Origin of the sequence: Tenebrionibacter intestinalis (genome assembly GCF_016632365.1) — a bacterium.
Classification (GTDB): domain Bacteria; phylum Pseudomonadota; class Gammaproteobacteria; order Enterobacterales; family Enterobacteriaceae; genus Tenebrionibacter; species Tenebrionibacter intestinalis.
The window spans coordinates 1-21,531 of the sequence record NZ_JAEPBH010000015.1 but is presented as its reverse complement, the minus strand read 5'-3'; the positions used below and the strand labels follow the sequence as shown (position 1 = coordinate 21,531).

The window sequence follows — 21,531 nt, the reverse complement described above, 5'->3', positions numbered from 1 at the left end:
GCACATTCTACCCCTATGTGAAGGGGGGAACTACGCCCTTTCAGGTTTTTCTATAGCTAGCTGGCGCGATTCACCTGTGCGCCTGTCGTTGATTTTTTGTTAAGCTCGTTTCCTGTTATTCCAACAAGCGAATGCAGGGATTGATTTATGAAGACGTTAGGTGAATTTATTGTCGAGAAACAGCACGAATTCTCTCATGCCACAGGCGAGCTGACGGCGCTGCTTTCGGCGATAAAGCTCGGCGCGAAAATTATCCATCGCGATATCAACAAAGCGGGTCTGGTGGATATTCTCGGCGCAAGCGGAGCAGAAAATGTGCAGGGCGAAGAGCAGCAAAAGCTCGATCTGTTCGCTAATGAAAAACTTAAAGCGGCGCTTAAAGCACGCGATATCGTGGCCGGTATCGCTTCTGAAGAAGAAGATGAAATCGTGGTGTTTGAGGGCTGTGAGCACGCGAAATATGTCGTGCTGATGGATCCGCTGGACGGTTCCTCAAACATTGATGTTAACGTCTCTGTCGGGACCATTTTCTCTATCTATCGTCGCGTCACGCCGGTCGGCATGCCAGTAACGATGGAAGATTTTCTGCAGCCGGGCAACAGGCAGGTGGCTGCAGGCTATGTTGTATACGGCTCCTCCACTATGTTGGTGTATACCACCGGCTGCGGCGTACATGCCTTCACCTATGACCCCACGCTTGGCGTATTTTGCCTAAGCCAGGAACGCATGCGTTTTCCGGCGCGGGGCCGTATGTATTCCATTAATGAAGGCAACTATATTCGCTTTCCGCAGGGCGTGAAAAAATACATCAAATTCTGCCAGGAAGAGGATCAGGCCACGCAGCGCCCTTATACGTCGCGCTATATTGGTTCACTGGTTGCAGATTTTCATCGCAACCTGCTTAAAGGCGGGATTTATCTTTACCCAAGCACCGCCAGCCACCCTGAAGGCAAGCTGCGCCTGCTTTACGAATGTAACCCGATGGCGTTTCTTGCCGAGCAGGCGGGCGGAAAGGCAAGCGACGGCAGGCAACGCATTCTGGATATTGTGCCGGACAGCCTGCACCAGCGTCGCTCATTTTTCGTCGGATCTGACCATATGGTGGACGATGTTGAGCGTTTCATTCGCGAAAACCCGGATAATTAATCCCCCCTGCGCCCCAGCCGGGGCGCCTACTCTCCCCTCACTGCCCGCAAGGCTTGAATAAGCAACAGACTGTAACGACTGTAAATGCGCGCTACCTGAATGCATTTTTCCGCCAAATAAGCGAAAAGCAATCCCCTGATAAATCGGGTGAAATAAATAAGCATAGCTGAAATAAATAAGCGGATATTAATATTGGCTATCGTCATAATTACCCACCAAAAATTGCAGGCAAGGAAAAGCCTGAGGGCCAGAAATGAAATATTTTTCACACCGACGCTCATAAGAAAATAGTTTTACCATGCTAATCAATGAAGAAAAATTCTGTAATGGTTCCTTTTCAACTTTTTACAGAAATAATTAAAAATAGCCTGCTGATACAGAAAAAATCACCCTGCCGCGCGCACGATTGCGTAACGTCTGCTATCTTTAAACGGGTAATTTGCAGCCAGACAGTAGGCCGATAACATGAAAACGTAAAAAAGATTTGGCATCAAAAAAAGCTTTTTTTACTTTAACTGATTCACACTCATTTAAAGAATATGTTAGCATCCGGCACGAATACCAGCCGGAACAGGCTGGGTTATAAAAAATGGGTTATAAAAAATAGTTTTCCAGATTCTGAAACATTGACCTATACTCCAGGAATAATGTTTTAATTAATGAAAAATATCATTACGCTACCTAAGCACACCTGTCGACAGGCCAATATCCTATGCCTTTGAGAACTGCTGGCGTTTTCTATCGCCGTCAAAATGACTCCTTTCCCGTCTCATCGTTCCGAGAGCAATAGCAATGAAGACAATGACAACTCCGCATTACAATCAGGACGCTATTGTCACGAACAGACTAAAAAAATTAGAGAAAATAGCGACGCCGGTATTCTTCGCCATTCCGCTGTGTTTGTGGCTGGCTGGCGGCAAAACGCTGGCGCTCTGGACACTGTGTATCTGGCCGCTCTATTGCGTTACCTATCTTGTGACTTTCCACCGCATCTTTCGCCATTACTCATCACCTGAATTGCGCAAGGTAGCCGTCATGTCAAACCAGCACGTTTTTTACCAAATGTCCTGGCTGATTCTGGTTCTGATAAGCCTGCTGTGCATCTTTTTGATATTTCAGGCCATCGAATAGTCCGTCTGCCCAGGCTTAAAGGCTCCCCCTTACGCTATACCGTTTCCTTTTGCGCAGGCGTTTCGTTGCTTTCGCACGTATCGAACCTGAAGCCGCATCAGAAATGACCGGACTTTGCCGCCCGTCTCGCTCCCCGGCTGCGGCGAAATCAGGCGAAGACTTTTACGTTGTGTCCTGGCTATAATGTGCGGCACTGGTTGCCACACAGTTTAAGGAATCAAACATGAGCTTACTGAACGTTCCTGCGGGAAAAGATCTGCCGGAAGATATCTACGTTATTATCGAAATCCCGGCAAATGCCGACCCAATCAAATACGAAGTTGATAAAGAAAGCGGCGCGCTGTTTGTTGACCGTTTCATGTCTACTGCGATGTTCTATCCGTGCAACTACGGCTATATCAACCATACCTTGTCTCTGGACGGCGACCCGGTTGACGTACTGGTGCCAACGCCGTATCCGCTGCAGCCAGGCGCGGTTATTCGCTGCCGCCCAATCGGCGTGCTGAAAATGACCGACGAAGCCGGCGAAGACGCAAAGCTTGTTGCCGTGCCACACACAAAGCTAAGCAAAGAGTACGATCACATTAAGGATGTGGACGACCTGCCAGAGCTGCTGAAAGCTCAGATAACCCATTTCTTTGAGCACTACAAAGATCTGGAAAAAGGCAAATGGGTGAAAGTTGACGGCTGGGGCAACGCCGAAGCCGCAAAAGCCGAAATTATCTCTTCTTTCGAACGCGCAGCGAAAAAGTAACGTTTTCACATGCAGGCATGCCTGCGGTCAAATCATGCCGAGCGGCTAAACGCTGGTCGGCATTTTTTTGCGCCTGTGTTTCCGGTGTGCGTTTACTTATTTCCATAAAAAACCGCGCCGAAGCGCGATCTCTTTATTAACAAAGAGGGCAAAACATCGTTTTGCCCTCTTTGCAACTACCCACCTAAAATTAATCTTTTGATTTATATAGTTAATTTCTGGCGTTTTGGGCCAAAATCTTTCAGCCCGGCGTTTGCCGACCGTTTCGCCACACCGAAGCATAGCGAACTTGCACAGGCGTTAACCCACGCGCAGTCAGCTCTCCTCCCTGTCCAGCCAGTCGCCGCTGTCGATTGGCGTTAATCCATCAACCGGGCGCTGGTAGACGTACATCCACGCGCTGCCGTAAGGCGTGCGAATCAGCTTACGCTGATATTCTCCGCCTTTCGTACGCAGCGCGTCCAGCTCAGCCAGGGTGCTGGCGTCAATGCGGTAAACTTCACCGTTCACAGCCCCTTCGCCCGGCACCGCGCCCGGATAATGGCCGAGGCTGTAGAGCCGATAACCCTGTTCACAATGTTCACCGAGCAACAGAGCATTGGTCATCCAGTGGCTGTTGCCCTGTTTGCGCCGTAAACTGCCATAGACAAATATTCGCATTGCTAAAACTCAAACTGATAGAGCAGATCGAGTGCCTGATCTACGCCAGACACCGCTTCCAGGTACAGTTTAGGCATGAGGCGATAGCGTAACGTCAAGGTTGCCAGCGAATCAAAGATACCCATTCCGTATTTCACCTGCAGACCTGGCAGCACGTAACCGCTGACGACTACCTGGGATGAATCCCCCACCCCCGTAGTGTCCAGCGCCAGATTACTGACGCCGAAGGTCTCCCCGATTTTACCCACAACCTGCCCACTTTGCGCAACCCCCAAACCAATAAGCATCGAGGTCATTTCCTGACTGTCGCTGCCCGTACTGTCCAGGCCATGTCCGCGTAACAAATAAGAAAGCGCTTCCTGCTGGGGCATTGACGGATCGGAGAAGATCTCCACTTTAGGTTCATCCGCCTGCCCGGTAACGCGAACCCCGGCAGTCACGTTGTCTTCGGTAGCTTCCGGATTACGGATAGCTTCAATGTTAAGCAACGGCTGATCCGGCGGGCCGGAGAACAGCAACTCGCCTTTATTAACCAGCAGGTCCTGACCATAAGCGTGGAAGCGCCCCTGCGGAATATTAATCTGCCCGTTAAGCCCCAGCCCCTGTTTATCCTGCGCCACTTTCAGATCGCCTTCCAGCCGCGCCTTCAGGCCAAAAGCGCTCATATGCACATTTTTACCTACATGGACGGTCAGATTACTGTTGATCGGGATCGCCGCCGTTTTGGCCTCTTTCGGCTGCAGATTCTTATCAAGCAACACCTCATCGCTGGAAACCCCAACCGCGCTTTCCGGCAGGTCGTGCACTACGATACGCGCCCAGGGCACATCCACATTGCCATTGAGCGTAAACAGCGCAGGCGTAGCTTCAAATACCACATCCGGCGATACGTCAAGCCGTACCATAGGCGGCACGGTAATACGCACCCGGTTCCCTTTCGCGGCAATGCGCGCGCGCCAGTTCTCAAGCTGACTCCAGTCGGCGTCGCCACTGAGGTTAATCTGCCCGCGCTGAGTGCGAACCACGCCCTGAAGCTGTGATGTCATGCCGTTGAAGAGCAGCGCCAGCTCGCTGGGTTGCATGTCAAACGGCATAAAATTCGCATCAATATCCAGCCCGTTCAGTTTCAGATCGCCGTAGAGCTGCGGGCGCTGGGCATTGCCGCCCAGCCGCAGGCTGGCATTAAGCGCGCCAGCGGCCTTCTCGCCGCGTGAGAAAATAGCGTTAATCATCGCCAGTGAGAAGTTGCGTATATGAATATCGCCCGCCAGGCCGCGCTGCCCCTGCGGATCGTTAACCTGTACCTGGCCATCGAACTGGCCGTTATTGTGCAACCGAATCATCCAGCCAAGCAGGGCGCGGTTGTTGCGCAGCTCAGCATCAAGGTTCAGCGTATCAAACGCCACCGGCAGCGGGTTCTGGTTCACCAGTTGTGTGATTTTAACACCGCGTCCCTGTAGCGTAACTTTCCCCTGCGGCAGGCCGCCGTTATTGTCCCAACTCACGTCGGCCTTACCGCTGAACACGCCGCTGGCCTGCGTTTCTTTCGGCAAAAACGGCTTAAGCATCGCCAGAGAGAAGCGGTTAAGGTTGATCTGCGCACGTCCGCTCGCCCCGGCATCAATGGTTTGCGGCACGCAAAGCTCAGCGTCAGGATTATTCCAGCAGTGCGGCCCTACGCTAATCTTTTGCTCCTGTCCGCGATAATCGAGCGCAATCGCGCGCGTCAGCGTCCACGGGCCAACGGGCGTATCAAAACGCGTATCGCTTAACTGGCCGCGCCAGCGCTGCGCTTTACGGTCAAACGCGCCGCTTAGCTGTAAATGGCCGGACACCGGCTCGCCCTGAACGCGCAGTTGCATCTGGTGTTGCTGTTCGCTGCCTTTGGCATCCAGTGTGACCTGGCGAATATCCACGTCCGGCTGGCGGATACTATCCACCCGCAGGCCGAGCGTGCCGGCTATCTGTTCGCCGGATTTGACATCGCCTTTAAGTATTACGCGGGCAATGGACAATGCCTGCCAGCGCAGGCTGTTGGCCGTAATATCAGCCTGAATCTGCGGCGCCTTGAGCGTACCAAGTACTTTTATATGGCCCTTAGCCGTACCGCCGAGGCCCGGCAGCGCGTTATCCAGATTCGGCGCATCAATACTGGCATCCAGCGCCAGCGCCTTATCGCTCAAATCGCCTTTAATATCAACCGTGTTACGCCCCAACGCTGCGTGCAGCCCCGGAATGTTCCACTGCATATAGCTGTTCCCCTTCAGCTTGCCGTTAACGTCAACGCGGTTTTGCTTCACGTTGCCGGTAATGTTCAGCTCAGGGACGTCCATCTGCCAGCTACCGCCGTACAGACTGCCGCGCGTTTTAATCAGGCCATCGAGTTTTGCAGGCCAGTCCGGCATCTGCTTTGCGGTATTGATGCCCTCAAGCGACAGTTCACTGCGCCAGCTAATCGCCTGCTGCCAGTCCAGCACCGCCTTAAGGTCGATATTGCCCTGTAACGCCGCCACGCGCAGCTTATCAAGATTAACCTGCCGCTCATTCCCCTTCGCATCCAGCGTAATGACGGCAGGCGGTATCTGCTCGCCTTTCACCGCAGTGCGCATCGATAACGTATAGTCGGTCATTTTGCCGGTCAGTTTGAACTTCAGGTCGTCGGCCTGATAGGCTTTTTTCCCGTCCAGCGGCCAGTAAAGCTGCTTGCTGTTCACCTCAAGATTGAGCGGCAATCCGGCTTCCGCCAGCCGGGTTTGCGCGCGCGCATCCACGCCAATCGGCCCGGAAAGGCTCACGCCCAGTTCCAGTTGCTCACGCAGCGCGCCGCCGATTTTTAGTTTGATTTTCTCACCCTTAACAGGATCAACGTTCAGGCTGCTGTTCAGGGTCATCGCCACCGGCCAGCTACCGCGCAATTGCGCGCTGCCGCTGGCGTTAACGGTGCCTTTATCCGTATCAATATCCAGCGTATCAAGGCTCATCCGGCCGTTGCTGCTGCTTACTTTAAGCAGCAAACTGTTGACCATCAGATCGACATCGCCGGTCAGGCGTAAACGCTCGCCGCGAAACGCCTGAATATTGAGGTTAACCGGCAGGTCAACATCGGTCATCTCCGGCAACAGCGGCTTTGAGAACATCTCGCGTAACGTTTCCCCTAAGGGAGGCTCGCTGGCTTTGGGCTTTTCTATCTTCGGCTCAACGACCTGCTCCTGCGCCACTTGCGCCGCTTCAGGCAGCGCAATCAATAATCCTTGCAGGCTGCTGGGCATAAGCGTCATGTCGCGCGCCTCCCAGTTCAGCCCCGAGGTAAAAGACATCACCGATACGGTAGTGTCGTCGATTTTTATATTCACATTGCTCAGCGCCACGCGGCTGAGCGTGATGGGATATGGCGCGCTCAGGTTAAGCGGGCCGCTGTCTTCTTCCGGGGCAGGATCAGACGGCGGCATTTTTTTGGTATCAATCGCCACGTTGATATCGCTAAGAGAGATATCGTTTACGCACAGGCGACTGTCGCGCAGGCAACTGAGTTTCACTGCCAGATGCAGCTCACCGGCCTGCACGTTCACGCCCGGCTGTTCGTAGGTCACGTTTTTTAACGTCAGATCACGCCAGCCGCCGGTCACCTGGCTTATGTGTAACCCCGGCACCCAGCGGTTAGCGGCTTTAAAGATCGTATGCAGGCCCGTCGTCGTGCCCACCAGCAACCCCACTGCGCCGATAACAAGCAGCAATACCACCAGCACGGCGAGGCTAATTTTCTTCCAGCGTTTCATAATTCAGGCCCCAGACCGATGTAGAACTGCAAACCGTGCTCCTTGTCATCGGCAACCGGCACGGCAAAGTCAAGCTTCACTGGCCCAACCGGCGATTGCCAGCGCACGCCGACGCCCGCGCCAGTTTTAAAATTGCTTTGCTTGATATCGTTAACCGCTTCACCTGAATCAATAAATACCGCGCCCCACCATTTGCCGGTCACGTTGTACTGATACTCTGCCGAACCGGTGATAAGTTTAGAGGCGCCGCTCAGATAGCCATCCGCGTCTCGTGGAGAAATGGATTTGTAGTCATAGCCGCGAATACTGCGATCGCCGCCGGCGAAGAAACGCAGGTCGGGCGGCACGCGCCTGAAATCATTCGTTTCAATCCAGCCCAGATTGCCGCGAAATACGAAGCGATGCTTATCATAGAGTGAACGAATCCAGACGTTTTGCGCCTGCAAAACAATAAAGTCGATATCAGAACCCCAAAGCGTGCTTGAGTAATCAACAGAATAACGCTGGGAGTCACCCCAGCTCGGCATCAGACCGCCGCGCGAACGCGTGCGGCTCAGGCTGGCGCCGGGGTAGAGCAGCATTGTGCTGTCAGTCACGTTCCCCTGGGTAAAGTGGTCGAGACTCCAGCGCAGATTGAGCGCCCGCTGCCAGCCGCTGGACATATCCCAGTTGCGCGACAGCGCAAGCGTGGTGGAATCGGCTTGCGTATCATTCAGGTCGGTACGCTTAAAACCGCCCTGTATCGTGTAATACTGTTCCAGCGGGTTTTTAAGCAAGGGAATTTTATAGCTGAAATCAAGCTGCTGCTCCGGCGCGGAGATGCTGGCGCTGGTGGTAAAGCCGTGCCCGCGGGTATTCACCCACGGGCGTTTCCAGGTTGCCTTCACGCGCGGCCCAACGTCGGTCGAGTAGCCGACGCCCGTTTCAATCGTATTGCGGGTGCGCGGAGTAACCACGCCGTGCAGCGGCAGCCTTTTTGTCTGGCGGGCTTTTTCAAACTCCGGCGCCACAACGACGGAGTTAAACCACCCCGTGGCGGCCAGGCGGCGGTTTAACTCAGCCAGATCCGCTGAGCTGTAATAATCGCCCTGCTCAAACGGCACCAGACTATACAAGTATTCTTCCCGAATCTGGGAGCCGTCAAAAGTCACAGGGCCGAAGCGGTATCGCTCGCCGCTGTCATAGTCAATATCCCAGAATGCCTGGCGGCGCTCAACGGATACGCCAAGCTGGCTCTTTTTAAATTCGCTGTCAAAATAGCCCTTACGCAACGCGACGCCGGTAAGGCTTTTTTTAAAGCTATCGTAGTCGCTGTGATTGAGTACAGTGCCAATTTTTGGGCGTTCGCCCAGCAGCGCCAGGTAATCCTCGTCAGTGCGCGCGCCGCCGCGTAGTATCACATCAGTACCGCCAATGCGTACCGGCTCCCCAGCCTGGACGTTTGCCTTAAGCACCGGACGGCCGCCGCCTGCGGGCGCTGGCAGTAACGTAAAATCAATCTGCGGCTCGTAATAACCCAGCGCCTTTAACCCTTCACGAATGGCGTCATCAACGCGCGCCTGAAAACGCCTGTCCGCCGTGACCTCATCGGTTTCGATGGTAGAAAGCTGGGCGCGCACATTTTTTTCAAGCCTGCCGCTTAGCCCTTCCACCTGCAGCCTTATGGTCGCAGCACTCGCTAAACCGCTCACCAGCCATAACCCGGCCAGCCATAAAATACGAATACGTGGCACGTTCGCTCCTGATAACCCTTGTTTTCAGCGCCGCAAAACCCTGTCGCCGCTCCACGGTAAAAACCCCCTGAATAAGAAGGGAGTGGAAAATTTGCCAGGTTCCCAATAATTTTTTTTAAATATTAAGACGCCTTTATTGTCCGCAAATCATCGCCAGGTTACAACTGTGTGACGCCTGTAGCGGATTTTTAAACAGCTTTTAGGGGAAAACACGTGAAGATATTCGATAAATCCCACCTTATTTCACCGGCTGACGCCTTGCCGGGCCGTAACACGCCCATGCCGGTCTCCAGCCTGCATGCCGTAAACGGGCATTCAATGACGAATGTTCCGCCGGGTATGGAGATAGCGCTGTTCGCTATGGGCTGTTTCTGGGGCGTTGAGCGTCTTTTCTGGCAGTTGCCCGGCGTCTACAGCACGGCGGCAGGTTACACCGGCGGCTATACGCCCAACCCCACCTACCGTGAGGTATGCAGTGGAGAAACCGGTCACGCCGAAGCGGTGCGCATCGTCTTCGATCCAAACACCCTCAGCTATGAGCGACTGCTGCAAGTTTTCTGGGAAAATCACGATCCGGCTCAGGGAATGAAGCAAGGCAACGATCGCGGCACACAGTATCGTTCAGCTATTTATCCGCTAACGCCTGAACAGAACGCCGCCGCACGCGCAAGCCTGGCGCGTTATCAGGCGGCAATGGCGGCTTCGGGCGACGGCCGCGCTATCACCACTGAAATTAGCGACGCCACGCCGTTTTACTATGCCGAAGACGATCACCAGCAATATCTGCACAAAAATCCATACGGTTATTGCGGCATTGGCGGTACTGGCGTCTGCCTGCCGCCAGAGAAATAATTCGCCGGGCAGCGGGCTGTTGCGCGTTCAGAATTTGCCCTCTGGCAGGCGCGACGCGGCTTACGTTATACTAGCCGCGAAACATGACTGGCCCTGCCTCTGCGGGTCGGTCTTTTAGTGTGTTATCCGTTTCGTTTTAATCGCAGTCGTTCAGGCATTTCCCTGACGACAGGCCGCGCGTACGGGTAACAATCACATCGATTTATCAACTTCCCTTCCGAGGATCCGGTCTGTAGGGCTGGATAAGATATGTTAAACAGTATTTTGATAATACTTTGCCTGATTGCCATCAGCGCGTTCTTTTCGGTGTCTGAGATATCGCTGGCCGCGTCACGTAAAATCAAACTTAAGCTGATGGCCGATGACGGTAACATCAACGCTCAGCGGGTGCTGAAGATGCAGGAAAGCCCGGGTATGTTCTTCACCGTGGTGCAAATCGGCCTCAACGCTGTAGCCATTCTTGGCGGTATCGTTGGCGATGCTGCTTTTTCTCCCGCCTTCCGGGATCTTTTTATCCGCTTTACATCCCCTGAACTGGCAGAGCAAATCAGTTTTATCCTGTCGTTTACGCTGGTCACCGGCCTGTTTATTCTGTTTGCCGATCTGACCCCGAAACGCATCGGTATGATAGCCCCGGAAACCATTGCGTTACGGATAATCAACCCGATGCGCTTCTGTCTCGTTGTTTTTCGCCCGTTGGTGTGGTTTTTCAACGGCCTGGCCAACATCATTTTCCGCATATTCAAGCTGCCAATGGTACGAAAAGACGATATCACCTCAGACGACATCTATGCCGTAGTGGAGGCCGGCGCGCTGGCAGGCGTATTGCGTAAGCAGGAACACGAGCTGATTGAAAATGTGTTTGAACTGGAATCGCGTACCGTGCCGTCGTCAATGACCTCGCGCGAAAATATTATCTGGTTCAACCTGCACGAAGACGAGCAGAGCCTGAAAAACAAAATCGCCCATCATCCACATTCCAAATTTCTGGTGTGTAATGAGGATATCGACCACATTATCGGCTATGTAGACTCCAAAGAGCTGCTTAAGCGCGTGCTGGGTAATCAGAGCCTGGCGTTAAGCAGCGGCGTGCAAATTCGCAATGCGTTAATCGTGCCGGATACCTTGACGCTATCCGAAGCGCTGGAAAGCTTTAAAAGCGCCGGGGAGGACTTTGCCGTTATCATGAACGAATATGCGCTCGTTGTCGGCATTATTACCCTGAATGATGTAATGACCACGCTTATGGGCGATCTGGTCGGTCAGGGCATGGAAGAGCAGATTGTCGCCCGCGACGAAAATTCATGGCTGGTGGAAGGCGGTACGCCGATTGACGACGTGATGCGCGTACTGGACATTGACGAGTTCCCGCACTCCGACAACTATGAAACCATCGGCGGCTTCATGATGTATATGCTGCGCAAAATTCCAAAACGTACGGATTCCGTAAAATATTCCGGCTATAAGTTTGAGGTGGTGGATATTGATAACCACCGCATCGATCAGTTGCTGGTCACGCGCATCGACAGCAAGCCTGCCGCGCCGCTGCTGCCAAAAGCGCCGGACGAACAGAGCGCCGTATAAATTTCATACACGCCCCCCGCAGCGGGATAATGCGGGCCGCACAGGGTTAAGCGGGGGCTTCGTTCATTAAAAGCCCGATACCAAAGGGGACAGCATCAGCGGCGCACGGCAAAGTCATTCTTGCTTCGCGCTGCGCTCATCGCCCGCCCATGAGCCTGCGAGGCCCGACGGCCTGTCTCGTTCAGCGGGCGTTGGCTCCTGCGCTGTAAGCCGGTATACGTTAAAAACGAACCCAGATGCTGGCCAAATAAAAGAAAAGAGGCCCGGTCATGGGCCTCAATATGTCATGTTTTTTGCATTGTTATGAACGGTTATTCATAAACATGCTTAACTGACCGGCATTAACCCCACAGGGGCCGTTACTTTCCTGCCCTTAAGTTACGCCATCTCAGTTTGCATACGCATTACCTGGCGGTTAACCTCAGACATAACAGATAAATGCTGCTTGTCTTTCACCTTTGGCAAAAGAATTTTGCCCTTATCAAACTCAAAAGCGCCAACGTCTTTAATATACAACCGCCCACGGAACAGAATTTTCACGTATTTGGCTATCTGAAGCGGGTTGTAACGCTGGAAAATTTTCATCGTTCAGTACTCCTGCTAGTATCTACGCCCCTGCGGTGCCACAATTAGCCCTGACTGATGAAGCGCAAAAGGATGATGCTCAGGAACTATAGCGCATAAGTGGAAGATGTACCCAGCCCATACAATTTTATTTACGTTATTATTACAATTTTACAGAGTAATCTTTTCGCAAATAGAGACAACCAAGTATAAACCCCCAAAATCTACAGCTTTTGTGCGCTGTTTCGCAGACTGGCACTAACATTGCGTGAAAGCCCGGCGAGGTGAGCATAAGCTTTGCTTATCGCATCCATATTTGAATTTTTTACAACAAAAAAACAACAATCAGGAGCAACCATGAGCCTGCGCATCGCATTCGCTATCGCCATATTACTGCCTTTTACCGCAGCCGCGCACAACTTCAAGCTTAACCAGCGCGTTCCCCCGGTTGGCATTGCCGATCGGGGGGAACGGGTGCTCAATAACGGCGCTTTCAGTGATAAAAACTGGAACAGCGCACAACTGCCAGGCAAAGTGCGCGTACTACAACACATCGCCGGGCGTTCATCGGCCAAAGAGATGAACGCTGCGCTAATCGAGGCGATAAAATCCGCGAAGCTTCCTCGCGATCGCTATCAAACCACTACGGTAATTAATACCGACGACGCTATTGCGGGTACCGGCATGTTTGTACGTACCAACATCGAGCGCAACAAACGCCAGTATCCGTGGTCGCAGTTTATCGTAGACAGCAAAGGCGCAGCGCGTAAGGCATGGCAGCTGGAGGCTAAAAGCTCCGCTATCGTAGTGCTGGATAAAGATGGCCGGGTACGCTTCGCTAAAGATGGCGCACTGACTCAACAGCAGACGCAGCAGGTTATTAACCTGCTGCATTCACTCCTTAAAAAATAGAGACCCGAAAGCCTGGGTTAAGGAAAGATTCACGCGGAGTATAATCCAGAGGGCGGCCCGTCCAGTCATTAACATGCGCCCCGGCCGCAATAGCGATAGCATGCCCCGCAGCGGTATCCCAGATGTGGGTGGTTTCGCCAAAGCGAGGATAAAGCTGCGCTTTTCCCTCAGCCACAAGGCAAAACTTTAGCGACGAGCCGATGGCCGTGGTCTGATGTTCACCCAGTTGCTGTAGGTACTCGGCCAGCTCGGCGTTATCGCTGTGAGAACGGCTTATCACCACCTGCGGCGGTCTTGCGTCGCGCACCTGTATCGGGTTGCGCACGCCGCTCTCTTCTTTCCATGCTTTACCCTGCTGCGCACTATACATGACCGCCAACGCGGGCGCATACACCACGCCGAGCACCGGCTTGCCGTTATCAATAAACGCAATATTAACCGTGAATTCGCCGTTGCGCTTAAGGAATTCTTTCGTACCGTCCAGCGGGTCGACTAACCAGTAGCGTTGCCAGCCGCGGCGCGCGTCCCAGCCGGGCGGATCTTCTTCAGACAACACGGGAACATCCGGCGTTAACGCGCGCAATCCATTAATAATAACGGTATGGGCGGCGATATCCGCCGCAGTGACCGGTGAGTCATCGGCTTTGCTGGCAGTCTGTAACGGTTTTTCACCGTTATAAACCTGCATGATGGCATCGCCCGCATCCCTTGCAAGTTTGCAAATATTTTCTAGCATCGTTCACCTCTTAACGTTCACCGCAATGACGTACCGCGAAAAGGGTTAACCCGTTGTTTTATTAATCGGGTTTTATAACTCATTACGCCGGGCTGCGCTATCTGTGAAGCGATTCCGGTTTACGTCTTTCAAAATCTGGCAGTATTCTCTGTTCTGCCTGCAACGGGCACGGAGCTACAACGTTTTTTGTGGAGCAGATCTTAAAAGGACGATAACAATGATTAAGTTTAGTGCAACGCTTCTGGCCGTGCTGGCTATCGCCGCCACACACGCTGCTACGGTAGACCTGCGCATTCTGGAAACCACAGACTTGCACAGCAATATGATGGATTTTGACTACTACAAAGATGTCCCCAGCGAGCGGTTTGGTCTGGTGCGCACAGCCAGCTTAATCAAAGCGGCGCGCGCGCAGGCCGTCAATAGCGTGCTGGTAGACAACGGCGATGTGATTCAGGGCAGCCCACTGGGTGATTACGCCGCAAACGGCGGTCTTAACAATGGCGGCATTCATCCCGTCTATAAGGCGATGAACTCGCTAAACTATACGGTCGGCAACCTCGGCAACCACGAATTTAACTACGGACTGACCTATCTGCATAAAGCGCTGGCGGGCGCGCGCTTTGCGTATATCAACGCCAATATTATCGACAGCGCCACCGGCAACCCCATGTTCACGCCTTATCTGATTAAAGAAACCGAGGTGAAGGACCGTGAAGGAAAATCCCATACTCTGCGCATCGGCTATATTGGTCTGGTTCCGCCACAGATAACCGTGTGGGATAAGGCGCATCTCAACGGTAAAGTTACAGTTAGCGACATCACCGATACCGTTCGCCGCTACGTGCCCAAAATGCTGAACGAAGGCGCAGATCTTATTGTGGTTGTTGCACATTCGGGGCTTTCCAGCGAGCCATACCGCGCTATGGCGGAAAACTCAGTTTACTATTTAAGCCAGGTACCCGGCGTCGATGCCATCCTTTTTGGTCACGCTCACGCCATCTTCCCCGGCAGCGATTTCGCCAACATTCCCGGCGTCGATATTAAAAAAGGCACCATCAACGGCGTGCCGGCAGTCATGCCCGGCATGTGGGGCGACCATCTTGGCGTGGTCGATCTGGTGTTGAATAACGACCAGGGCAGTTGGAAAACAGTGAGCGCGCAGGCCGAGGCGCGGCCTGTTTTCGATAAAGCCCACAAACGCGCCCTGGCGGCAGAAGATAGCAACCTGGTAAAAATCCTGGCGCGCGATCACGAAGCGACGCGGAAGTTTGTTGCTAAGCCTATTGGTAAATCCGCAGATGATATGTACAGCTACCTGGCGCTGGTGCAGGACGATCCAACAATTCAGGTGGTCAACAACGCTCAGCGCGCCTGGGTTGAGCGCCATATTCAGGGCGACCCGGACCTGCAGGGGCTGCCGGTGCTGGCTGCCGCCGCGCCTTTTCGCGCTGGCGGGCGAAAAAACGATCCCACTGGCTATATCGAGGTGGCGAAGGGGCCGCTGACCTTCCGCAATGCCGCCGATCTTTATATCTATCCCAACACGCTGGCAGTGGTAAAAATCAACGGACAGCAATTGCAGGAGTGGCTGGAATGCGCCGCCGGGATGTTCAACCAGATAGACTCGAACAGCGAAAAGCCGCAGCCGCTACTAAACTGGGACGGCTTTCGCACTTATAATTTCGACACCATTGACGGCGTAAAATACCAGATAGACGTTACGCAACCGGCGCGCTACGACAGCGAATGCCAGCTAATTAACCCGCAGGCAAAGCGCATTCAGGCATTAAGCTGGAACGAAAAGCCTGTCGATCCGCAGGCATTATTCCTTGTTGCTACCAATAATTACCGCGCCTACGGCGGTAAGTTCGCAGGTACTGGCGAGCAGAGCGTCGTGATTGCCGCACCAGACGAAAACCGCGCGATTGTCGCGGCCTGGATTACCGAACAGTCGCGCAGGAACGGCGAAATCCATCCGGCGGCCGATCGCAACTGGCGGCTGGCTCCGGTTACCAGCAAGGCAGCGCTGGATATCCGCTTTGAAACCTCGCCTTCGGCAAAAGCCGCTGATTTTATTCACGCCCACGCGCAATATCCGGTAAAGCGGATCGATACGGATAACGCTGGTTTTGCCATTTATCAACTGGATTTACGTAACCCCTGACAGCGCTGCGCCCCCTGCGCCGTCGGGGGGCTGCCTCACATAATCGCAACATTTATGAAATGTAAGCCAAACCGGCTGCGACAAGGCATTACCTCGCCTGTACCATAAAAAGACGCATATTTGCTCACAGGAGCCGCTATGGTACGCGGAGTGTCGTTTGCCCTGCTGGCGGGGCTGATGTGGGGGCTGATTTTTGTCAGCCCTGAAATTATCGCTGAATACCCCGCAGCGCTTCAGGCCAGCGGGCGCTATGTGGCGCTGGGTTTGATCGCGATACCGCTGGCGTGGCTAAACCGCGCCCGGTTACGTTCACTGAAACGGGCCGACTGGTTGACGGCGCTAAAGCTTTCTGCCGTGGGCAACCTCATCTACTACCTGTGCCTTGCCGCTGCTATCCAGCGCACCGGAGCGCCAGTCGCCACGATGATTGTCGGTACGCTGCCAGTGGTGCTGCCTGTGTGTGCAAACCTGCTCTATAGCCAGCATGATGGCGCGCTGACGTGGCGGCGGCTGCTGTTTTCGCTGTGCGTCGTCGCTATCGGGCTGGCGCTGGTTAATTACTCTGAACTATGCGGCGATCGGCCCGTGCAAGGCGGGTGGCGGTATCTCAGCGGACTGGCGCTGGCGGTGGCGGCTTATGGTTTGCTGGGCCTTTTACGCGTTACAGAATGCGCGTTGGTTGCGCCATAACCCGCAAAAAAATCCGTTGATGTGGGCAACGGCGCAGGGGCTGGTGATACTTCCCTTTTCACTGCTCGGCTATGCCAGCACCTGCATCTGGCTGTCGCGCCATGCCCCCGCATTCTCCCTGCCGTTCGGCCCACGCCCCGGTGTATTTATTCTGCTGATGATCGCCATCGCCGTATTGTGCTCCTGGCTTGGCGCGCTGTGCTGGAACGAAGCCAGCCAGCGTCTTCCAACGGTTATCCTTGGCCCGCTGATTGTTTTTGAGAACCTGGCAGGGCTGCTTTATACCTTTCTTCTTCGCCAGAGCTGGCCGCCGCTGGCCACGCTGCTGGGTATTGCGGCGCTGATCGCCGGCGTAACGATGGCGGTGTACGCCAGGCCAAAAAGAACGGGCGCAAAAAGCCCCTCTACCTTAAAAGAGGTATAGCCCGCGCATTAAGATGCATTTAAAATGCAATTTATAAATTGACTGATGAGGATTCAGGCTATGGCATTGCGTGACCAGGCTTTGGGCGAACTGGCATTAACTATTCCGCGCGCTTCTGCGCTGTTTCGTAAATACGATCTGGATTTCTGCTGCGGCGGCAAACAAACGCTTGAGCGTGCCGCTACCCGTCGTGAGCTGGATCTGGACGCGATTGAAGCCGAACTGGCTCTGCTGGCCGAGCAGCCTCAGGAAAAAGACTGGCGCAACGCGCCGCTGGCCGACATTATCGATCACATCATCGTACGCTACCACGACAGGCACCGCGAACAATTGCCGGAATTGATCCTTCAGGCAACCAAGGTTGAGCGCGTTCACGCCGATAAACCCAGCGTTCCACGCGGCCTGGCTAAACAGCTAACCATGCTGCACGAAGAACTTTCCAGCCACATGATGAAAGAAGAACAAATCCTGTTTCCCATGATCAAACAGGGGATGGGCACACAGGCTATGGGGCCGATTAGCGTCATGGAAAGAGAACACGACGAGGCCGGCGAACTGCTGGACGTCATTAAGCATATTACCCATAACGTCACGCCGCCGGCAGAAGCCTGCACCACCTGGCGCACACTGTATAACGGCATCAACGAAACGATCGATGATCTGATGGATCACATCAATCTTGAAAATAACGTTCTGTTTCCGCGCGCCCTCGCTGGAAAATAAATGAAAAGGCGCCCTGAAGGCGCCTGAATGTTACTCTTTTTGGCCCGTTTTAACGGGCCTTTTTTAATGCCGCGCGCCCGCGAGGCGTTTCTTACCGATAACTAACCAGCACGCCCCCAGTACGATAAACCACAGCGGCGTCACCAACAGCGCCTGACGCGTATCGTCTTCCAGCGTCAATAGCGCCAGCACAAAGACAAAGAACGCCATACACACCCAGCACATCAGGCGGCCAAGCGGCATTTTATAAATAGACTTTTCATGTAATTCAGGGCGCTGGCGGCGATACACCAGCCATGAACACAGGATAATCGTCCAGACAAACATAAACAGAATCGCCGACACGGTGGTAACCATAGTAAAAACGGTAATAACGTCGGGAATAAGGTAAACCAACACCACGCCGCCCAGCAGGCACAAACAGGAGAAGGACAGGCCAGTGGCGGGAACAGCGCGGCGCGACAGCCTGCCAAAGCTCCGCGGCGCGGCGCCATCCTGCGCCAGACCATAGAGCATACGGCTGGTAGAAAAGACGCCGCTGTTGGCGGAAGAGGCCGCGGAGGTCAACACCACAAAATTAATAATGCTGGCTGCGGCAGGCAGCCCTGCCAGTACGAACAGCTCAACGAACGGGCTTTTGCTCGCCACCACAGAACCCCAGGGCGTTACCGACATAATGACGATCAGCGCGAAAACATAAAACATAATGATACGAATCGGGATGGAGTTGATAGCGCGCGGCAGAGATTTTTCAGGATCTTTCGTTTCGGCAGCGGTAGTGCCCACCAGTTCAATACCGACAAACGCAAACACCGCAATCTGAAAGCCCGCAAAGAAACCGCTGATGCCTTTCGGAAACCAGCCGCCATCGTTCCACAGATGCGTAAACGACGCCTGCACGCCGCCCGGTGACGTAAAGTGCATCAGCACCATCACCAGGCCAACAACAATTAGCGCGACAATAGCGACGATTTTGATCATCGCAAACCAGAATTCCATTTCACCAAACAGCTTTACTGTGGCCAGGTTTAGCGTCAGCAATAACACCACAACCGCCAGCGCCACCACCCAGTCGGAAAGCCCCGGAAACCAGAACTGGGCATAGGCGGCAATCGCCACCACATCGGCCATACCCGTCACGACCCAGCAGAACCAGTAAGTCCAGCCCGTAAAATAGCCTGCCCACGGCCCCAGAAGATCGGCTGCAAAATCGCTGAAGGATTTATATTCGAGGTTGGAAAGCAGCAGCTCGCCCATAGCACGCATAACAAAAAACAGCATAAAGCCGATAATCATATAGACGAAAATGATCGACGGCCCCGCAAGGCTGATTGTTTTCCCTGAACCCATAAAAAGGCCGGTGCCTATCGCGCCGCCAATAGCAATAAGCTGAATATGACGATTGGTGAGATTACGCCGTAGCGTGCGTTCTTCCGGCTCCTGCGCCTCATCAGCGGCTTTAATCTGGTCTACCATATTTTTTTATACCTGCGTTGTGTGTTGTGAGGCTCTGCGGCCTTTATTCTGACATTATTATTCCGGGCCTGGCGAATAAATGCCCGAACGGATGAGAATGTCTTATCTCATCCTGAAGAAGATGTTAATAGAATGTTCAGAAATGGTATTGTTTCATTCTCATTACGCGAAACGACTCACAAAAATACCTTTCCTGCCTCGCTTTGCAAGTTAAAATTATTTATTTCCAGGCGGCCCTGAAACAGAACGTTAAACGGGCCATGTAAAAACCCGCGCGAGGTTTAGCGTTATGGCTATCGCGGGTATATAAACGGGTTACAGCCAGCCGTTTTCACCAGATTGCAGAGCAACACACGCCTATAGTAAAAAAGAGCAGGCGAAAATCAATGGGTTGATTTTCCTTATTTTTTTATTGTTNTAAAAAAGAGCAGGCGAAAATCAATGGGTTGATTTTCCTTATTTTTTTATTGTTTTTCATCCGTCCTGTCTGCGACAGGACGGGGTTTGTCAGCCGTCTCAGAGCAGGCTTTTCGCCTGCTCTGATTGTTGTCAAAGAAGGAAAAAACGGGGTTTTTCCTTCTTTGTGTTAAGCAGGCGAAAATCAATGCTTTGATTTTCCTTTTTTTATTGTGTTTCATCCGTCCTGTCTGCGACAGGACGGGGTTTGTCAGCCGTCTCAGAGCAGGCTTTTCGCCTGCTCTTTTTATGCCAGCCGGGAAACGTTACAGTATTTCCAGCAGCTCCACGTCAAAGACCAGCGTGCTAAACGGTGGGATAGCCGCGCCGGCGCCGCGTTCGCCGTAAGCCAGGTTATAAGGGATAGCCAGCTCCCATTTAGAGCCTACCGGCATTAGCGTCAGCGCTTCAATCCAACCTGCAATCACGCCGGTAACCGGGAATTCCGCCGGTTCACCACGCGTAACCGAGCTGTCGAACACGGTGCCGTCAATGAGTTTCCCGGTGTAATGCACGCGCACGCGGTCCTGGCGTGACGGAATCGGGCCATCGCCCTGCGTCAGCACGCGGAACTGTAAACCGGATTCGGTGGTGTTAACGCCGTCTTTCTTCTGGTTTTCAGCCAGGAACGCCTGGCCCTGCGCCGCCATTTCTTTCTGCCGCTCCTGGCGCACAGCATCAGCGCGTTCATGAATTTCGCGTAACGCACGATGTACAACGTCTACCGGAACCGCTGGCGCATTCCCTTCCAGCGCATCGCGCAGGCCAGCAACCAGCGCTTCCGGCAGCAGCCCCTGTAAACCAGACTCGCGCAACTGCTGGCCTACCTGTAAACCGATACCGTAGCTTGCTTGCGCTTCAACGCTGTCAAAAGAAGGGGTTGTCATGGCTTTTCCTTTCATTGGGTTAAAAGTAGCGGCAGCATAGCAGCCCTGCACCGTCGGGTAAAATACTCATGGGAGGTGACAAACGCGTGCGAATTAGAAACAATAGCAATCCGCAGTTCCTGGAGTCTGGCAACGCTCAGATCGTCACGCTGTTTACAGGCCATTACTGACGTAGAATGCGCTGAAAAGAGAAAATTTGTCGTTTCGCCGCCCGGAATCGCGGCGTTCATGCAATTTTTACAAGGAGTATGGGGAGCGTATGCCAACGCGATTCATAGTGAAAACTTTTCTGGCGCGCGCCTGGCAAGCGCCAGAACACATAAGGCTTATGGATCCGCTGCCGCCCATGCATCGCCGCGGCATTATACTCGGCGTACTGCTGGTGGTTATCGGCGTGCTGATGCCTTCGCCGGAAGAACGTAAGGCAAGTATGATGCGCGATATGCTTAACCGTTTCTTGCCCACACCGCCTGCAGAAATTGCGCCGACGGAGCTGGCTCCCGTTCCCTTTCAGGGAAATGACATTGAACAGCGCTGGCGGGCCTATCGTATTGGGCGGGGTAAAACGCTGTTACAGATGTTCCGTGAAAATCATCTGCCTACCGCTGACGTTTACGCTATGACGCAGGTTGAAGGTAGCGATAAGCCCTTAAGTAATCTGCAAAGCGGCCAGATCGTGCGTATTCGCCAGAATGCCAGCGGCGTAATCACAGGCCTGACCATTGAAGGCGGCAATAATCCCGTTCTCTTTGCCCGCCAGCCTAATGGCAGATTTATGCGCGTTAACTGATTCCCTCCCGCAGAAATGCAAAAAGCCCGCTTAGGCGCTGAGGGATCCCCACAAACTCAGCGCTAATAAACCA

At 53.5% G+C, this 21,531-nt stretch carries 16 protein-coding genes and 1 pseudogene; 10 read left to right on the top strand and 7 right to left on the bottom strand.

The window, feature by feature from the left end; all coding sequences use genetic code 11:
- Nucleotides 1-147 precede the first annotated feature (147 nt).
- From fbp to ppa, 3 genes are all read left to right on the top strand, one after another.
- On the top strand, nt 148-1,146 hold the full coding sequence (fbp, locus tag JJB97_RS07240) for a class 1 fructose-bisphosphatase (protein ID WP_238713358.1): 999 nt from the start codon (nt 148-150) through the stop codon (nt 1,144-1,146).
- 792 nt (nt 1,147-1,938) lie between these two features.
- The gene (locus JJB97_RS07235) at nt 1,939-2,277 is read left to right on the top strand and encodes a hypothetical protein (protein WP_238713356.1); all 339 of its coding nucleotides are present in this window, start codon (nt 1,939-1,941) and stop codon (nt 2,275-2,277) included.
- Between the two features lie 223 nt (nt 2,278-2,500).
- Entirely contained in the window at nt 2,501-3,031 is a 531-nt protein-coding gene (ppa, locus tag JJB97_RS07230; protein WP_238713355.1) for an inorganic diphosphatase, read from the top strand.
- A 315-nt stretch (nt 3,032-3,346) separates the two neighbouring features.
- On the opposite strand, the gene JJB97_RS07225 is transcribed toward ppa, so the two are convergent.
- Genes JJB97_RS07225 through tamA form a run of 3 tightly spaced genes read right to left on the bottom strand, consistent with a single transcriptional unit; the run spans nt 3,347 to nt 9,200 of the window.
- Complete coding sequence (locus tag JJB97_RS07225; protein WP_238713353.1) at nt 3,347-3,691, bottom strand: gamma-glutamylcyclotransferase family protein; 345 nt, start codon at nt 3,689-3,691, stop codon at nt 3,347-3,349.
- A 2-nt stretch (nt 3,692-3,693) separates the two neighbouring features.
- A complete protein-coding gene (tamB, locus tag JJB97_RS07220) occupies nt 3,694-7,467 on the bottom strand; it encodes an autotransporter assembly complex protein TamB (RefSeq protein WP_238713352.1) in 3,774 nt (1,257 codons plus the stop codon).
- Complete coding sequence (tamA, locus tag JJB97_RS07215) at nt 7,464-9,200, bottom strand: autotransporter assembly complex protein TamA (RefSeq protein ID WP_238713350.1); 1,737 nt, start codon at nt 9,198-9,200, stop codon at nt 7,464-7,466. The genes tamB and tamA overlap by 4 nt, the downstream gene beginning before the upstream one ends.
- Before the next feature lie 213 nt (nt 9,201-9,413).
- Between tamA and msrA the strand changes: the two genes are divergently transcribed.
- A complete protein-coding gene (msrA, locus tag JJB97_RS07210) occupies nt 9,414-10,052 on the top strand; it encodes a peptide-methionine (S)-S-oxide reductase MsrA (RefSeq protein ID WP_238713349.1) in 639 nt (212 codons plus the stop codon).
- Between the two features lie 249 nt (nt 10,053-10,301).
- Nucleotides 10,302-11,636 (top strand): hemolysin family protein, encoded by a 1,335-nt coding sequence (locus tag JJB97_RS07205; protein ID WP_238713348.1) that lies wholly within the window; start codon nt 10,302-10,304, stop codon nt 11,634-11,636.
- Between the two features lie 378 nt (nt 11,637-12,014).
- Here the strand turns inward: JJB97_RS07205 and JJB97_RS07200 are convergent, their stop codons facing one another.
- Entirely contained in the window at nt 12,015-12,221 is a 207-nt protein-coding gene (locus tag JJB97_RS07200) for a DUF1107 domain-containing protein (RefSeq protein WP_238713346.1), read from the bottom strand.
- A gap of 336 nt (nt 12,222-12,557) precedes the next feature.
- On the opposite strand from JJB97_RS07200, the gene JJB97_RS07195 reads away from it, so the two are divergent.
- Nucleotides 12,558-13,112, top strand: coding sequence for a YtfJ family protein (locus JJB97_RS07195; protein ID WP_238713345.1), 555 nt, complete (start codon nt 12,558-12,560; stop codon nt 13,110-13,112).
- Here the strand turns inward: JJB97_RS07195 and cysQ are convergent.
- On the bottom strand, nt 13,102-13,848 hold the full coding sequence (gene cysQ / locus JJB97_RS07190) for a 3'(2'),5'-bisphosphate nucleotidase CysQ (protein WP_238713344.1): 747 nt from the start codon (nt 13,846-13,848) through the stop codon (nt 13,102-13,104). The genes JJB97_RS07195 and cysQ overlap by 11 nt on opposite strands.
- Nucleotides 13,849-14,065: 217 nt before the next feature.
- On the opposite strand from cysQ, the gene JJB97_RS07185 reads away from it, so the two are divergent.
- The 3 genes and pseudogenes from JJB97_RS07185 (at nt 14,066) to ytfE (ending at nt 17,849) form a co-directional block, all read left to right on the top strand.
- The gene (locus JJB97_RS07185) at nt 14,066-16,012 is read left to right on the top strand and encodes a bifunctional 2',3'-cyclic-nucleotide 2'-phosphodiesterase/3'-nucleotidase (protein WP_238713342.1); all 1,947 of its coding nucleotides are present in this window, start codon (nt 14,066-14,068) and stop codon (nt 16,010-16,012) included.
- Nucleotides 16,013-16,150: 138 nt separating this feature from the next.
- Nucleotides 16,151-17,126, top strand: a pseudogene (locus JJB97_RS07180) (DMT family transporter).
- Nucleotides 17,127-17,186: 60 nt separating this feature from the next.
- Nucleotides 17,187-17,849, top strand: a complete 663-nt coding sequence (gene ytfE / locus JJB97_RS07175) for an iron-sulfur cluster repair protein YtfE (protein WP_238713340.1) — start codon at nt 17,187-17,189, stop codon at nt 17,847-17,849.
- Between the two features lie 63 nt (nt 17,850-17,912).
- Here the strand turns inward: ytfE and cycA are convergent, their stop codons facing one another.
- Both cycA and fklB read right to left on the bottom strand, forming a co-directional pair.
- Nucleotides 17,913-19,325, bottom strand: a complete 1,413-nt coding sequence (gene cycA, locus JJB97_RS07170) for a D-serine/D-alanine/glycine transporter (RefSeq protein ID WP_238713339.1) — start codon at nt 19,323-19,325, stop codon at nt 17,913-17,915.
- Between the two features lie 722 nt (nt 19,326-20,047).
- Nucleotides 20,048-20,668, bottom strand: coding sequence for an FKBP-type peptidyl-prolyl cis-trans isomerase (fklB, locus tag JJB97_RS07165; protein WP_238713338.1), 621 nt, complete (start codon nt 20,666-20,668; stop codon nt 20,048-20,050).
- A gap of 259 nt (nt 20,669-20,927) precedes the next feature.
- On the opposite strand from fklB, the gene JJB97_RS07160 reads away from it, so the two are divergent.
- Nucleotides 20,928-21,458 carry a LysM-like peptidoglycan-binding domain-containing protein gene (locus tag JJB97_RS07160; protein WP_238713337.1) on the top strand — a complete coding sequence of 177 codons (531 nt, stop codon included), beginning with the start codon at nt 20,928-20,930 and terminating at the stop codon, nt 21,456-21,458.
- Nucleotides 21,459-21,531 lie beyond the last annotated feature (73 nt).